Source organism: Pedobacter sp. GR22-6 (assembly GCF_037402555.1).
Taxonomy (GTDB): domain Bacteria; phylum Bacteroidota; class Bacteroidia; order Sphingobacteriales; family Sphingobacteriaceae; genus Pedobacter.
In genome coordinates, this window is the sequence record NZ_JBBEUC010000002.1 from 704,621 (window position 1) to 719,627 (window position 15,007).

The 15,007-nt window shown below is 43.8% G+C and carries 17 protein-coding genes; 10 read left to right on the forward strand and 7 right to left on the reverse strand.

The window, feature by feature from the left end; all coding sequences use genetic code 11:
- Window positions 1–42: 42 nt before the first annotated feature.
- Complete coding sequence (locus tag WAE59_RS10510) at window positions 43–579, forward strand: hypothetical protein (RefSeq protein WP_337855914.1); 537 nt, start codon at window positions 43–45, stop codon at window positions 577–579.
- A 68-nt stretch (window positions 580–647) separates the two neighbouring features.
- Here WAE59_RS10510 and WAE59_RS10515 read toward each other — a convergent pair whose 3' ends face one another.
- Together WAE59_RS10515 and WAE59_RS10520 are read right to left on the reverse strand one after the other, a co-directional pair.
- Window positions 648–938, reverse strand: a complete 291-nt coding sequence (locus WAE59_RS10515) for a putative quinol monooxygenase (protein WP_337855915.1) — start codon at window positions 936–938, stop codon at window positions 648–650.
- A 6-nt stretch (window positions 939–944) separates the two neighbouring features.
- Window positions 945–1,541, reverse strand: a complete 597-nt coding sequence (locus tag WAE59_RS10520) for an NAD(P)H-dependent oxidoreductase (protein ID WP_337855916.1) — start codon at window positions 1,539–1,541, stop codon at window positions 945–947.
- Between the two features lie 163 nt (window positions 1,542–1,704).
- Here WAE59_RS10520 and gldF point away from each other — a divergent pair, with 163 nt between their 5' ends.
- The 5 genes from gldF (at window position 1,705) to WAE59_RS10545 (ending at window position 6,782) form a co-directional block, all read left to right on the forward strand.
- Window positions 1,705–2,433, forward strand: coding sequence for a gliding motility-associated ABC transporter permease subunit GldF (gldF, locus tag WAE59_RS10525; protein WP_337855917.1), 729 nt, complete (start codon window positions 1,705–1,707; stop codon window positions 2,431–2,433).
- A gap of 50 nt (window positions 2,434–2,483) precedes the next feature.
- On the forward strand, window positions 2,484–4,121 hold the full coding sequence (gene gldG, locus WAE59_RS10530) for a gliding motility-associated ABC transporter substrate-binding protein GldG (protein WP_337855918.1): 1,638 nt from the start codon (window positions 2,484–2,486) through the stop codon (window positions 4,119–4,121).
- A gap of 34 nt (window positions 4,122–4,155) precedes the next feature.
- Window positions 4,156–5,280 carry a DNA polymerase III subunit beta gene (gene dnaN / locus WAE59_RS10535; protein WP_337855919.1) on the forward strand — a complete coding sequence of 375 codons (1,125 nt, stop codon included), beginning with the start codon at window positions 4,156–4,158 and terminating at the stop codon, window positions 5,278–5,280.
- Window positions 5,281–5,370: 90 nt separating this feature from the next.
- A complete protein-coding gene (locus WAE59_RS10540; protein WP_337855920.1) occupies window positions 5,371–6,024 on the forward strand; it encodes a DUF4397 domain-containing protein in 654 nt (217 codons plus the stop codon).
- A 74-nt stretch (window positions 6,025–6,098) separates the two neighbouring features.
- A complete protein-coding gene (locus WAE59_RS10545; protein ID WP_337855921.1) occupies window positions 6,099–6,782 on the forward strand; it encodes a DedA family protein in 684 nt (227 codons plus the stop codon).
- On the opposite strand, the gene WAE59_RS10550 is transcribed toward WAE59_RS10545, so the two are convergent.
- The 4 genes from WAE59_RS10550 to WAE59_RS10565 are packed head-to-tail and all read right to left on the reverse strand — an operon-like array spanning window position 6,779 to window position 12,060.
- Window positions 6,779–7,723 carry a zinc dependent phospholipase C family protein gene (locus WAE59_RS10550; protein WP_337855922.1) on the reverse strand — a complete coding sequence of 315 codons (945 nt, stop codon included), beginning with the start codon at window positions 7,721–7,723 and terminating at the stop codon, window positions 6,779–6,781. The two genes, WAE59_RS10545 and WAE59_RS10550, sit on opposite strands and share 4 nt — an antisense overlap.
- A 33-nt stretch (window positions 7,724–7,756) precedes the next feature.
- Entirely contained in the window at window positions 7,757–9,616 is a 1,860-nt protein-coding gene (gene dnaK, locus WAE59_RS10555; RefSeq protein WP_337855923.1) for a molecular chaperone DnaK, read from the reverse strand.
- Between the two features lie 33 nt (window positions 9,617–9,649).
- A complete protein-coding gene (locus WAE59_RS10560; protein WP_337855924.1) occupies window positions 9,650–10,726 on the reverse strand; it encodes a DUF3810 domain-containing protein in 1,077 nt (358 codons plus the stop codon).
- A complete protein-coding gene (locus tag WAE59_RS10565) occupies window positions 10,726–12,060 on the reverse strand; it encodes a dihydroorotase (protein WP_337855925.1) in 1,335 nt (444 codons plus the stop codon). Before WAE59_RS10565 ends, WAE59_RS10560 begins: the two co-directional genes overlap by 1 nt.
- Window positions 12,061–12,112: 52 nt before the next feature.
- On the opposite strand from WAE59_RS10565, the gene WAE59_RS10570 reads away from it, so the two are divergent.
- From WAE59_RS10570 to WAE59_RS10585, 4 genes are read left to right on the forward strand one after another with little or no spacing between them, the layout of a single operon-like run.
- A complete protein-coding gene (locus WAE59_RS10570) occupies window positions 12,113–13,435 on the forward strand; it encodes a DEAD/DEAH box helicase (protein ID WP_337855926.1) in 1,323 nt (440 codons plus the stop codon).
- 4 nt (window positions 13,436–13,439) lie between these two features.
- Window positions 13,440–13,715 carry a hypothetical protein gene (locus tag WAE59_RS10575; RefSeq protein WP_337855927.1) on the forward strand — a complete coding sequence of 92 codons (276 nt, stop codon included), beginning with the start codon at window positions 13,440–13,442 and terminating at the stop codon, window positions 13,713–13,715.
- A 5-nt stretch (window positions 13,716–13,720) separates the two neighbouring features.
- Window positions 13,721–14,056 (forward strand): gliding motility protein GldC, encoded by a 336-nt coding sequence (gldC, locus tag WAE59_RS10580; RefSeq protein WP_337855928.1) that lies wholly within the window; start codon window positions 13,721–13,723, stop codon window positions 14,054–14,056.
- 4 nt (window positions 14,057–14,060) lie between these two features.
- Entirely contained in the window at window positions 14,061–14,462 is a 402-nt protein-coding gene (locus tag WAE59_RS10585) for a hypothetical protein (RefSeq protein ID WP_337855929.1), read from the forward strand.
- On the opposite strand, the gene WAE59_RS10590 is transcribed toward WAE59_RS10585, so the two are convergent.
- Window positions 14,459–14,974 carry a DUF421 domain-containing protein gene (locus WAE59_RS10590; RefSeq protein ID WP_337855930.1) on the reverse strand — a complete coding sequence of 172 codons (516 nt, stop codon included), beginning with the start codon at window positions 14,972–14,974 and terminating at the stop codon, window positions 14,459–14,461. The genes WAE59_RS10585 and WAE59_RS10590 overlap by 4 nt on opposite strands.
- Window positions 14,975–15,007: the final 33 nt, after the last annotated feature.

Sequence of the window (15,007 nt, forward strand, 5' to 3'; positions counted from 1 at the left end):
TCTTATGCTTATTATTTAAAAACACATTTAAATTAAACAAGCATGAAAAAGTTATTTTTATTGACAGCAATTGCAGGAATGTTCGCATTTTCAAACGCTAAGGCACAAGATGCTGCGATGTCCGGGCCTAAATTAGGTATTGGTGCAGAATTTGGTTTCCCAATGGGTGACTTTGGCGATGTTCGCAACCTAGGTGTCGGTGGTTCCTTACTGTACCAGCATCCAATCGCTAATAAATTGAATTTTACTGGTAGTGCAGGTTACCTGAGCTTTACTGGTAAGGAGGTTACCTATCCTGTAGTTGGGACTGTAAAATTAGATGCTGCTGGGTTTATTCCGGTAAAAGCTGGTTTAAGGTATTTCCTTGCTGAAAATATTTTTGTAAATGGTGAATTGGGAGCAGTGTTTGGTACACAAGACGGTGCTGGGACAGCTTTTGCTTACTCACCAGGTATTGGTGTAGAATTTCCAGTAGCCGACAAATCTACACTTGAATTGGGCGGACGTTATGAAGGATGGTCCAAAAATGGAACAGCGTCTTTTATCGGTCTTAGGGCTGCCTGGAACTTCGGTTTGTAAGCTAGACTAATCTATATAAAAAAAGAGATGACCATTGGTCATCTCTTTTTTTATAGTCGAATTTTTAGCTACCTGATCTTTGTGGTCTTTATGATTTTTACAGGACCTTCCATGATCGGTCCAGCCTGTTGGCTAAAATGCTGGATGTGTGGCTGAACGTTATGTAGGTCGAGGCCTTCCTCGCTGGCCCAGGTTTCGTGGAAGATGAACTGACTTTCGTCTTCAGTAGACTGGTGCAGTTCGTATTGGAGACAGGCGGTTTCTTGAGTAGAGGCAGCCAAAAGCTCGAGTAGATAGCCCTTCATCTCTTCTGTCCTGTCTGCTTTACTTTTGATTAATGCGGTTAAATAAATTTTCATGCGGTATCAGTTCTTATTAAATAATTTGTCCAGGTGTTCCTGGTAGCGTTTTAAATCTTTCGGAATATCTGCATTTTTTTCTACATCATGAAAATGGATGCTTTCCAGTGGGGTCATTCCGGTAAATGCATTCATGCGGTGGAATCCAAAGAGCGGACCCTCATCCACACTTTTTTCATTAAAAAATTCTCCTGGTAAAGTAAATGCGGTTGCAGGAGCGTTCCAGGAAGTGCTGAGCAAGTACTGTTTGCCATGTAGCATTCCACCTGTTCCATAATTGATCTCTGGATTTGCGGCGCTGCGGCCATCGCTTTTATAAATGCCTTTTTGATGACCTTCTGTAAAGACCACGTCTATGTATTTTTTGAATGCGTGTGGCAGTTGGAACCACCAGATAGGGGTGTGATAAATGACGACATCTGCCCATTTGTAATTCTCGACTTCCTGAAGCGGGTCATAAGCTTCGTTGACGTCGCTCAACCGAACTTCATAGCCTTCTTTTTCATTGAAATAAGCAAGCGTTGCTGCGGATAAAGTTTTATTGAAAAGGCCTCCGGAATGCTCAAACACCTGTCCGCCGTTGATGATAAATATGTGTTTCATGTCTTTGTATTTTAATAACGGTTACAAAATTACGGCTCAGTTTTGTTTCCTTAAAATAACTTAAACTATGGGTTTCTATTATAATTGTGATACTTGATGAGGGGATTATGTATTGGAAAGAAATGAGTTTTTTTTCTAACTTCGGCATCATCAATTCAAATGCATGTACGCAGTTTTTAAACGTGAATTATTTAGTCTGCTCAATTCGCTGATGGCTTATATCACCATTGGGGTTTTTCTCCTGGCAATGGGCTTACTGCTTTGGGTTTTTCCCGAATCGTCCATTTTGGACTACGGATATGCTGAGCTGAATGGCTTTTTCAGTCTTGCACCTTTTTTATTCATGTTCCTGATTCCGGCGATTACCATGCGGTCTTTTGCGGAAGAGCGTAGAGAGGGTACTTATGTTTTGTTGGCTACCAGGCCATTGACTGAATGGCAGATCATCATGGGCAAATACTTCGCTTGTCTGCTGCTGGTATGTTTTGCTTTATTGCCAACTTTAGTGTATGTATATGTCCTGAACCAATTGGCCCTGCCAAAGGGAAATGTAGATATGGGAGCGATAATTGGCTCCTATTTAGGTTTGCTTTTACTTGGGGCTTCGTTTGTAGCCATTGGGATATTTGCTTCTTCGGTAACCAGAAACCAGGTCATCGCTTTTGCGGTAGCAGTCTTTATCTGTTTCATTGCTTACAGCGGACTGGATGCCGTCAGCCAGATTTTTACCTGGTCTGCCGCAGAATCTTTTTTGCTTGCCTTTAGTGTGAATACGCATTACCAGTCCATCAGCAGGGGGGTGCTGGATACCCGTGACCTGATTTATTTTTTTAGTTTTATCCTGATTTTTAACGGTGTCAGCCGATTGGTTTTGGGAGGTAGGAAATGGTAGGGAAGCACAAAAAGACCTGGATTGGGGCAATTTTTTTCTTACTTGCCCTTTTGATCGTAAACATCGCGGGGCAGTATTTTTTTGCGAGGATTGATTTTACAAAGGAAGGGCGTTACACCCTGACTGAACAGTCGAAAAATATATTGAGACAGGCCAGAAAGCCCGTCACCATTCGCGTCTACCTCGAGGGGGAAATGCCTGCTGCTTTTAAGCGATTGCGCAGTGCTGTAAAGGATCTTCTGACCGACTATAAAGCTTATTCGGGTTCCGATGTAAACATCATCTTTATAGATCCGCTATCCGGATTGTCGGCAGGTGCCGAACAAGATACGGTGATCAGTCGGCTCTATCAGGCAGGAATAGAACCCACCACATTAAACATCAAAAATGACAATGGTTTCGCACAGAAAACCATTTTTCCAATGGCGATGGTTGAGGGAAATGGCAATGGAATGCCGGTTAAGCTGCTGCAGAACCTGGATGCTTCGGGTAATTATGAACAGAACATCAATAACTCCATACAGAACCTGGAGTATACTTTCACTTCAGCAATCCAAAAAATCTTAAGCGGGGTGTATCCGAGGATTGGTTTTAGTGAGGGAAATGGCGAACTGAATGACCTGCAGCTGGATGATGCGATCAAGAGTCTATCCGAGAGCTACGAGGTAGGTCGTGTAAACTTAAACCTGATTGATCAGCATGGCCTGGACAAGTTGAAAGTGTTGTTTATCGTGAAACCGCAGAAGGAGTTTACAGAAGCGGAAAAATATAAGATCAATTATTTTGTGATGAATGGGGGGCGTGTGGTATGGTGCCTGGATCAGGTTGCGGCAGAGCTGGATAGCATGGGCAGGAGCGGAGCCAGGCCTGGTGAACAACTGGCATTCAACAGGAAGCTAAACCTGGATGATATGTTGTTCATGTATGGGGCAAGGGTGAACTATAACCTGATTGCCGATGCCAATTGTGCAGAAATCCCACTAAGCATGGGTACACAGCAGCAAATCCAGATGGCGCCCTGGGTCTATTATCCTTTGCTGATGCCAGATACCGCTACTTCACTGGTCAGGAACATTGACGGCATCAGGACAGAATTTGCCAGTACGGTGGATACCATTGCAGTAACAGGCATCAAAAAACAAGTCATCCTGCGCAGCTCTCCTTTCAATAAGCTGCACAATACCCCTAAGATGCTCTCCTTGCAAATGGTAGAAGAACAACCCGATCCCCGCAGTTATGCAAGTGTGCCACAGTCGGGAGGGGTGCTATTAGAAGGTGTTTTTCCATCAGTATTTATCAATAGGTCGCTGCCAGAGGGAATCGAGGCCGACTATCGCCTGCCAGCGGGGGCTAAAGCATCAAAAATGATCGTCATCGGTGATGGAGATGTGTTTAAAAATCAGATCAGCAGCAGGGATGGTTCTGTTTTTCCCCTTGGCTTTGACCGGTATACACAGCGGAATTTTGGAAACAAAGCGCTCCTGTTAAATATCGCAGACTATTTGGCTAATGAAGAAAACCTTATTGACCTGCGCAGTAAGGAAATCAAAGTAAGATTGCTGGATAGGACATTGGTTAAGGCCGAAAAATTGAATTGGCAACTACTTAGTGTACTGCTTCCTTTATTATTGTTGATATCATTTGCAATTTTTCAACATTATTACCGCAAACGCAAGTATGCGAGGTAATTTTTATATTTTTGAGAACTGACTAAATCATACTATGAGATTTATTGTATCCACATCAACGTTATTAAAACATTTGCAAACGGTAAATGGTGCATCAAGCAGCAGTACTGTTTTGCCTATACTGGAAAATTTCCTTTTTGAAATCAAAGACGGAAGTTTGACAATATCTGCTACGGATTTGCAGACCAGTATGACTACTTCTTTGCCAGTTGAATCCAAAGAAGGCGGAAAAGTAGCTGTGCCGGCGAGGATTTTATTAGATACTTTAAAAACGCTTCCAGATCAGCCCATTTCTTTCAATATTGATGACAATACTTTTTCTATTGAAATCAGTGCAGGTGATGGAAAATATAAGTTGAGCGGGGAGAATGGGGATGACTTTCCTAAAATTCCGGTAGTTGAAAATGCTTCATCCGTGAACTTACCTGCTTCGGTATTGACAGAGGCCATTACCAAGACCATATTTGCAGTCAGTAATGACGAACTGCGTCCGGCAATGACAGGCGTATTTTGCCAGCTTTCTGAGCAATTCATCACATTTGTAGCTACCGATGCACACAAATTGGTGAGGTATAGAAGAATGGATAGTAAAGCAGATAAAACTTCATCTTTCATCCTGCCTAAAAAAGCATTAACCTTGCTAAAAGCCGCATTGCCTTCTTCAGATGTAAATGTCTCTGTAGATTATAATGCCACCAGTGCTTTCTTTAAATTTGAAAACATCAATTTGGTTTGTCGTCTGATCGATGAACGTTATCCTGATTATGAAGCGGTAATTCCTGCGAATAACCCTAATAAACTGGTGATCGACAGGGCTTTGTTTCTAAATACTTTGCGTAGGGTTGTGATCTTTGCTAACAAAACGACCCATCAAGTGCGCTTAAAGATTAGCGGTAGTGAGTTGAACATCTCTTCAGAAGATCTGGATTTTGCAAACGAAGCACATGAGCGATTGAGTTGTCAATATGAAGGTGAGGATCTGGAAATTGGCTTCAATGCCCGCTTTCTGATCGAAATGCTCAGTAACCTGAGTGGCGAAGAAGTTACATTGGAACTCTCTACACCTAACCGGGCCGGGCTACTGATCCCTCAGACCAATAGCGAAAGCGAAGATGTGCTGATGTTGGTGATGCCGGTAATGTTAAACAATTACAATTAATTCAGCTTACACATACGGAATGGCTTGGTTTTTGACCGAGCCATTGTTGTTTTATAACAGTTAAAATATTATTACCCAAAGAATTGAGCTATGAAAAGAACGATTTTGTCATGCCTGGGCTTGATGCTAATGCTGAGCTCCTGCGTAAAAAAGCCGGCACCTGTACCTGTAGGTGAGGCAAAAGTAAGGTTTACCAATGCAGCACTGGGCTCAAGCGCACAGGATTGCTATGTAAATTCACAAAAAAAGAACAATGGTGGACTAATCTATGGTGCTTCTTCCAATTCGATTACAATTACTTCGGGCGACAATAGTTTTGTTTTTACCGATGAAGGCTCCACTACCATAAACGAAGGTACTGGTGGTACGATACAGATCGGTGCCAGTTATTCTATTTTTTACCTCAAGACCCAACTTCAACAGCCGGCAGCCGTAGGTCTGATGGAAGACAATGCAGTGGTTGCAGGAAAAGCTAAGGTCAGGTTCCTGCATTTCAATTCCTTTTTGAATGCTTCAGTAGCGATAAAAAATGAAGCAGGAGAAACATTAACTGCAGGAGTTGGTTTTGCCAGTTCAACTCCTTATTATACCGTAGAACCGGGGACTAAATTTACGCTGACCGCAACGGGAGTGACTACAGTACCAGTTGTAGATGCTGGTTTGCTGGCAGGCAAGAACTACACCATTTGGTTGAGCGGCCCTAGCGCAACGGAGCTGACCTACTATACAATCACTCAAAATTAATTATGACATTTTAAAAGTAAAAGTATCGTGTTTATTGACATGATATTTTTACTTTTGGGCTTAATTTATAGAACTTGGAATTTTTTTCGTTTTTAGTAGACTTCCTGCTGCACATTGATAAGCACCTCGAAGAAATCATCAGAGATTATAGCACCTGGACTTACGCCATTCTATTTCTCATTATTTTTGCCGAAACAGGTTTTGTAGTTACACCATTCTTACCCGGCGATTCTTTATTGTTTGCTATGGGTGCTTTGATTGCCGGTGGTAATACCGGTCTGAGCATCTGGCTCATGCTGGTGCTGCTCATTGTAGCCGCAATATTGGGCAATTCATTGAACTATCAACTCGGGAGCTATTTTGGAGTGAAGGTTTTCAAGGAAACGAACAAGATTTTAAAACTCGAATATTACAATCAGTCACATGAATTCTTCGAGAAGCATGGTGGTAAGGCCATCATTTTCAGTCGCTTTTTGCCGATTTTCAGAACCATAGCCCCTTTCGTAGCCGGCATCGCTAAAATGCCTTTTGCCAGATTCACTATGTTCAATGTGATTGGTGGTATTGCATGGATTTCCAGTCTTTTGCTTGCTGGTTTCTTATTGGGACAGATTCCGGTGGTAAAAAAGAATTTCGATCTGGTTATCGTGGTAATTGCAGTTGTCACTTTCTTCCCGGCGATATTTGCGGCCATCAAGTCCAAGCTGAACAAGAAAAAGGCTGTTGCGAAAACGTCTTCTGTTTCTGAAGAAGTTTAATATTCCCTGCCGATAATATTTCCTTTTTGATATTTTTTCTCCAGTAGTAAATCTTCTGGTTCCGGAATTCTCTTGATCATGTTTTCCAACTCAGGTTGACCAGCGTCAATCCATGCCGAGTACCAGAATGAACCTATAGCTAATATGGAGGCCCGCATTTGACGGGCCATCATGTGATTCAACTGGCTTTGATAAGCGGCGGCGTATTCCCTGCTGTATTGTCTTACCACCATATTGTTGCGTTTAGAAAAGCTGTACTTTCGGTATGCCGGAAATTGTGTATTTAGTTTCCGTTCTCCATCCAATACAGAATCAACCAGGCTGTGTGTATGGCTGATGATTTTCCAACTCTCCTCCAGAGGGTGTTCTATGTAGCGGGCTTTGCCTACAAAGAACTGGTATTCGCTGGCAAAAAGTTCCGGAACACGACTTTCCCAAAATGCATGGATGCCCACCTGATTGGTCAGTTGCCCATTGTGGTTTTGAGTGGTATGCAAGGGGACATGTGCATCTGCAATGTAATGACCAAGGTAAGCGGAGTAAATCAGGATCATACCGGAGTCTCTATTCTTGAAGGCATTTACCAACTTATAATAACTGCGTTGAATTTGCCAGGGCAAAATGCCGTCGCTGTTTAGCTTTTGGATGCCATATTTTTGCACTGCCATTTCCCATTTCCGGGGTATACTGTCTATGTGCGTTTCATAACGTTCCACATCCAGGTAATGCCTTGGAGCTTCCGCAGTATCGGCATATCTGCGCTTATCGGGATCTACTGCATGTGTCGACAGGTAATCAATATTGGCCTTATAAAAGCGATTGATCCCCGTTGGGAGTGTAAATACTGCCATCCTGTTGATGCGCTGATGCGCGTAAAAGCCCCAGGATGTCAAAGTCAGCAATCCTGTAAATAAAAAAGCGGATAAAACCATTTGTTTCATCCGCTAAATTAGTGCTTAAAACCTATTGAGTGGTTAATGATCGATACTTTTGCCTTTCATAGCAGCCGATACAGCCACATCCATCACCCTTTCTGCAAAGGGTCTGGTAAATTCATTCAACTCATCGGCTTTTTTCAGGATTTCATCCTTTTCCGCCTTGAGCAGTGCGTCCTTCAGCGACTGGATGTGCAGCCGGGTCTGCGTAATTTCTTCTGCACTGAGGAAGCTTCCATGCTTTTCAATGAAGCGCTCGGCGGTATATACAAGCTGTTCACCTTCGCTTCTGGCTTCGATCAGCATGCGCTGTGCAACATCGCTTTGGGCGTGGGTAATGCTGTCAATCAACATTTTTTCTACCGTTTCATCACTCAGGCCATAACTCGGGGTGATGTCGATTTCCTGCTTTACTCCTGATCTCAATTCAATAGCCTGTACGGTTAAGATTCCGTCGGCATTCAGGATAAAGTTGATGTCGACCTTTGGCAACCCTGCCGGCATAGCTGGTATACCTTTCAGCTCAAATTCTGCGAGTTTCCTGTTTTCCTGTACCAGGTCGCGCTCGCCCTGGAAGACAGATATCTTCATGTTGACCTGTCCATCCAGTGAAGTTGTATACTGCCTGCCTGCTTTCGTAGGTACTTTGGCATTCCTCGGGATAATCACGTCCATAAGTCCACCCATAGTTTCAATCCCCAGAGAAAGCGGGGTTACATCCAGTAGCAGGATATCAGAGCGGTTACCTGCCAATATATCAGCCTGTATTGCAGCACCAAGGGCAACGACTTCATCCGGGTTGATCTGGTCATGGGGCTGTCTGCCAAAGAAATCAGCAACCTGTTGTTTGACATAAGGCGTACGCGTAGACCCGCCTACCAATACTACTTCGTCGATGTCAGTAATGCTGAGCTTGGCATCCGATAGCGCCCTTTTACAAGCCGCTATGGTTTCAGCTACTTTTGCAGCGATAAGTTCCTGAAAAGTTTGTTTATCGATGCTGCACCAAATTTCTCCTAATTTTTCATTGTATAAATTTTGTGTGCTGAGTGCTTTTTTAGCCGCTTCTGCCTGAAGTCGGAGCGACTGCATCAAACTGCTGTCTTTAGCCAGCTCAACGGCATCCAACTGATTTTTTTCTATCCAGTAGTGGACAATGGCCCGGTCAAAGTCATCCCCGCCCAGAAAAGTATCGCCATTGGTAGACAACACCTCAAATATGCCATTTTGTATAGACAACACAGAAACATCAAAGGTGCCTCCACCCAGGTCATATACGGCAATGGTTTTTTGTTGTGCAGGATCCAGTCCCAGTCCGTAGGCAAGGCTAGCGGCGGTAGGCTCATTGACAATACGCAGAACATCTAATCCTGCTAACTTACCTGCATCTCTGGTTGCCTGGCGCTGACTGTCATTAAAATAGGCGGGTACGGTGATTACTGCACGGTTCACAGGTGTTTTTAGGGCATGTTCGGCCCTTGCCTTCAGTTCTTTCAGGATTTCTGCAGACAATTCGATCGGGGTATAAAACCGTTCTCCAGCCTTGATTTTGACCAGCGAATCATTTTCATCATCAATGATCTTATAAGAAAAAGTATCCTGATGTGAAGCAACATCTTTATAAGAACGGCCAAGTAATCTTTTTACAGAAAAAATGGTGTTTGCGGGGTCTGTGATCAGGTATTCTTTGGCTTCATTGCCAACAAGCGCATCGCCCTGCGCGTTAAAATGCACGACCGAAGGCACCAGTAAACCTTTTCCGGTGTCATTGATGACCACTGCATTCTTATCAGGATTGATGAATGCCACCAGACTGTTGGTGGTGCCCAGGTCAATTCCTACGATGATTTCTTCTTGTTGTAATGAACCTGTTGCCAGGTTAATGGATATTTTTGCCATAGTCCGGCAAATTTAGGAATGTTTTCTGACCTTTTATTTATTCGTTAAGTCATCTTTGTGGTAATTGTATAACCACAGTACAATGTCCTGGTAACTATCCGTGCCTTTGGCCTGGTTGTTCAGTTTCAGAAACCGGTCAAAAGCTACATCCAGATAACCAAACATTTGGTTGTTGTATCTTCGCCAGAATTCCCGGTCATTTTTGAAGTCCCTTAGTGTAGTGCTGTTGATGGTTTGCTGAAGTTTCTCATAGTCGCCCGGTGATTTGATCCGGATTTCAAACAATATGCTTTTCAACATCGCATATGCAGCAGAATAACGGAAGTAAGGTTGCTTACTATGACTGGCCACCAGGTAGCCGATCAGATTGGCTTCATCTTCCCGTGCAATGCCGAGCTGATGCGCAATTTCATGGCAGGTGACAAATGGAAGTGCTACAGTTGGCAGCCGCATATTTACATTGGCTTCCCCGGAAAGGGGATTGTAGTAACCTTCTATGCCGATCTTTGTAATGATCCAGCTGTTCAAAACCGGTTTTACCACCGGAGCGGGATAACTGAAAAATGGATTGACCTGTTCCATAGATTGAAAACCTGCTTTAGCTTCATTTTGCAGTTCCGCGACACTGAACCTGATTTTTTCAACATGCTGCAAAGCATTGAGCTGTGCGATAAAATATCGGCCGAGGTCTACCAGTTGCGCTGTCGTATATTTTTCATTGCCTATGGCCAGTTGTTTGGTAACGCTGGGTCTGGAATAGTTGAGTCCCCAGAGTACTTTAAAAAGCAGGTAGAGCAGCAAAATAAAGTTCAGTACCTGTAAAGAAATTTTGATGCCCTCACCATTCTTCAATCTTTTAAGGCTGATCTTCTTACCGAAGAGATAAATGCTCCTGATAATGTACAAGATCAGGATGAGGTAAAGAAAATCTCCCAGGGGGAAAGGGACAATCCCGCTAATAAAGCGCTGAATTACAGAGCTGACCGAATAAGTGCCTTCTGAATACACATGGAGGACAAGCCTGCTACTGAAACCCGCCAGAAAAGTAATGACAGAAAGAACGGTCAATACCGTAAAGCGGCCCAGTTGTACCTGGTAAATCCTGTTCATTATCTGTTGAAAGCTAGCCGCTTTCCAGTTTCATTTGTGGTGAATTTCCCTTTTTGATAAGCGAGATTTCCGGATACAAAAGTATGTGTGATTTCTGATTGGAAGGTCTGTCCTTCGAATGGCGACCAACCACATTTATACAATACATTGGCGCGGGTTACTTTAACCGGATCATTAAGGTTGACCAATACAAGGTCGGCCCAATAGCCTTCGCGGATGAAGCCCCTTCTATCGATATTGAAACAAGTGGCCACATTATGAGCGGTTTTTTCAGCGATCGTCTCCAGGCTGATCTTTTGCTGGTGATACATTTCCAGCAAGGCTGAAAGCGCATGCTGTACAAGGGGGCCACCTGATGGTGCCTGCAGGTATGGCTGTTCTTTTTCTTCGATGGTATGTGGGGCATGATCTGTCGCGATCACATCAATATGTCCGTCAAGCACACCGCTTAAAATGCCAGCCTTATCTGCAGCTGTTTTTACGGCAGGGTTCCATTTGATCCAGTTGCCTTTCGTCGCATAATCCTGGTCATCAAACCAAAGGTGATGTATGCAGGCTTCTGCAGTAATCCTTTTTTCTGTAAGCGGTATATTATTGTCGAACAATGCAACCTCACGCGCTGTAGAAATGTGCAGGATGTGCAGACGGGTATTGTATTTTTTTGCCAGCCCGACAGCCATAGACGAAGATTTGTAGCATGCCTCCGCACTGCGGATCAGGGGATGCATATCTATGGTGATTTGCTCGCCATACTTTTCCTGGTATGCGGCAAGGTTCCTGCGGATGGTCTGCTCATCTTCACAATGCGTAGCAACGAGCATCGGGGCTTCACGGAAGATATTTTCCAGTACTTTTTCATTGTCGACCAACATATTTCCTGTAGAAGAGCCCATGAAAACCTTTATGCCGCAAACGTTGAGCGGGTCGGTTTTGAGCACCTCTTCGATATTGTCGTTGGATGCCCCCATGAAGAAGGAGTAGTTGGCCAGGGATACACCCGAGGCAATTTCATATTTGTCTGCCAGCAATTGTTGCGTCAGGGTGTTGGGAACTGTATTGGGCATCTCCATATAGGAAGTAATGCCACCTGCCACGGCGGCCATGCTTTCCGAGAAAATATCTGCTTTGTGTGTTAGTCCCGGTTCCCTGAAATGTACCTGGTCGTCGATCATACCAGGAAAAAGATGCAGTCCCTCTGCGTTGATCTCCTGGTCTGCAGGTTCATCGATCGTAGCTGCGATCTTTGAAATAAATCCTTCTTTAATGAGTACATCGGCTACGATGATTCGGCCTTCATTGACAATTGAAGCGGCTTTTATCAGAATGCTGTTCATAGGATCAAAGCTATAAAAAATGTTTTAACTAAATTTTGTCTATTTTTGCCGCATGCCAAAAAAATTCGAAGAGTTTAACCTTAACCGACAGATCTTAAATGCTGTGGAAGATGCAGGCTTTACAGAAGCCACTCCGATACAGGAAAAAGCAATAGGTCCCGTATTATCGGGACAGGATCTATTCGGCATTGCCGAAACCGGAACAGGTAAAACTGCTGCCTATGTATTGCCCATTTTGATGCAATTGAAATATGCACAGGGCGATGCTGCACGTGCGCTGATCCTGGCACCCACAAGGGAACTGGCCATGCAGATCACAGAACATGTAAAGCTGTTTTCTAAGTATACAGACCTGCGTACAGTGGTGGTCTATGGCGGATTGGGACCTAAAACCCAAATTGAACAGATCAAGGCTGGGGTAGATATTATTGTGGCTACCCCCGGAAGATTTTTAGATATTTACCTGGCAGGACACATCAATACACAGTATCTGAAGTTTTTGGTGCTGGATGAAGCGGACAAAATGATGGATATGGGCTTTATCGGCTCTATCCACAGAATATTGGAGATCGTCCCACGCAGGCGTCAGAACCTGTTGTTCTCTGCTACGATGAGTAACCTGGTACAAAAGATCGCAGGTGACTTCCTGAAACATCCTACCATTATCGAGGTAGGTGAGCAGGCCACTCCGGCACAAACTGTTACGCAGCGCCTGTATGAGCTGCCGAATTTCAAGACAAAGATCAATCTCTTACAACACCTGATGAAGGACGATGAGGCATTTAAACGCCTGATCATCTTTTGCAAGACAAAAACAGTTGCAGATAACATTTTTAGCTTCATAGAGCGGCGCTTCGGTGCCGACGCAGTCAGGGTCATCCATGCCAACAAAGGTCAGAATACCCGGATCAATTCCATCAATAGCTTTAAAGAAGGAAACATCCGGGTCTTGGTGGCTACGGATGTGGCAGCCAGAGGAATCGACGTAACTGATGTAAGCCATGTCATCAATTTTGATGTTCCGATCATCATAGAAGATTATGTGCACCGCATCGGTCGCACCGGAAGGGCTTATGCTACCGGAGATGCAATTACTTTCTGCACACCTGCTGAAAAATATTACATTGAGAAAATACAAAAACTAATCAGACAAGAAATTCCTGTGTTACCTTTGCCGGCGGAAGTTTTCGTGGATGAAACCCCTTATGAAGAACGTCAGGCTATTGCACGTGCGATAGATGACCAGAAACGTAAGGAAGATCCGGATTTTAAGGGAGCATTCCATGAGAAAAAGCATGCAGCTGCGATTGCTGCGGCAGCAAGAAACAAAACCAACAAGCAACCTGCCTGGAAGAAAAAGAAGTTTAAAAAGTAAGACCTTGAAAATCAAACTGACGCCATTAAATATCGTATCTGCCTTATGCCTGGTTTTTGGTGTCTGGATCCTGATGGATAAACAGGCGATTGCGATTCAGTCCGGTCTTCCGGTGAAAGGTATTTTGGTTAGCTTTAGCTTACTGGCCGCTTTGGTGGCCTTCATTTCAGATCTCATTTTCAGAAAGATCATCCCCAGCCTCGGCCGACTTTGGGCAGTGCAATTGGTCTTGATCTCATTTGTCATCATTTTAATCATTATCATAAAAGTTAGTTTATAAAATCAATGAAACAAGCAGAAATCAAAATTACAGTCGAGCTCGACGATAAAAATGTACCTGAAAATATCCTTTGGGAATCAACAGATGCGGAATCTCAGGAAAAAGTTCCGGTGAAATCAATGATGCTCGCCCTCTGGGACCATAATTATAAAAATTCGATGCGTATTGATTTGTGGACCAAGGATATGCCTGTCGATGAAATGAAGCGCTTTTTTTACGAGACCTTGCAGACAATGGGCGATAGCTTTTTGAAAGCTACAGGGGAAACACTTATCGTGGAAGACCTGCGCGATTACTGTGCGCATTTTGCGGATAAAATGGGGATCAATACACAAGGATAGCAGGATGAGGGCTCAGGGAATTATTGGTTCCGCATTATTAGCGGCAGGAGGTATGTGTCCATTGATGCACATCCCGATCATTGGTAGTTGGAATTATTTCGATATCGATCAAAGACTGGCCATTGCCTTTTATGTACTGGTGCTGATCGGCTTTATCGGCGCTTTTGCCGGAAAAGCTGCGCTGATCAAAACTGCAGGCTGGGGCGGCCTTGTGCTGATGTTGATTACACTAGCGGGCATTTATTTTAAAGCACATGATTCTTTCAGCTTTTTACATTTCAAAAAGCTGGTCAGTTTTGCTGCAGGAATGGTCACCTATAAATGGGGCTGGTTTGTGATCGGAGCAGGTATACTGATTCTGGTCAGCGTAAGGAAACCTAAGGTAGTAATTGTCAACCCGGTTTAATTCAAATCTCCAAGAGACTTGTGCTTCTTTTTGCGCTTGTATTGAGATTGCTTCAGGTGTTGATCACCAGTGATGATGCTGATGTTCCCATCTACTTCCAGGATAGCTAGCTTCACCTCTTTGTAGTGTTCTACACCATGTTCGCGCATTGCTTCTTCCAGCTCTTCATTGGTAATGTCTAGCTTACTGAGCATTTCAAAGTTTAATTTTCCGTTTCGGATTAAAATTTCAGGCTGCTGCGAGATCAGGTCCCGCAGCAGCTTATTTTTAAACATGAGTTTCTTGAGCAGGTAATTTAAGATGAACAGCACAGCTGCCGCGACAATTCCACCGGAAAGACTGGTATTATTACCAACCATAGCGTTTTGAACTGCATTGCTGATCAGGAGAATGAGTACCACATCGGTGGTATTGAGTTGGGAGAGCTCTTTTTTACCTGTGATCCGGATTGCGATGAGCATAAATGCATATACGGCGAGGCTTCTTAAAACAATATCCAGGTATTCGTTCATAGATTTACGGATGGTGCTGCGGTCTGAACCATT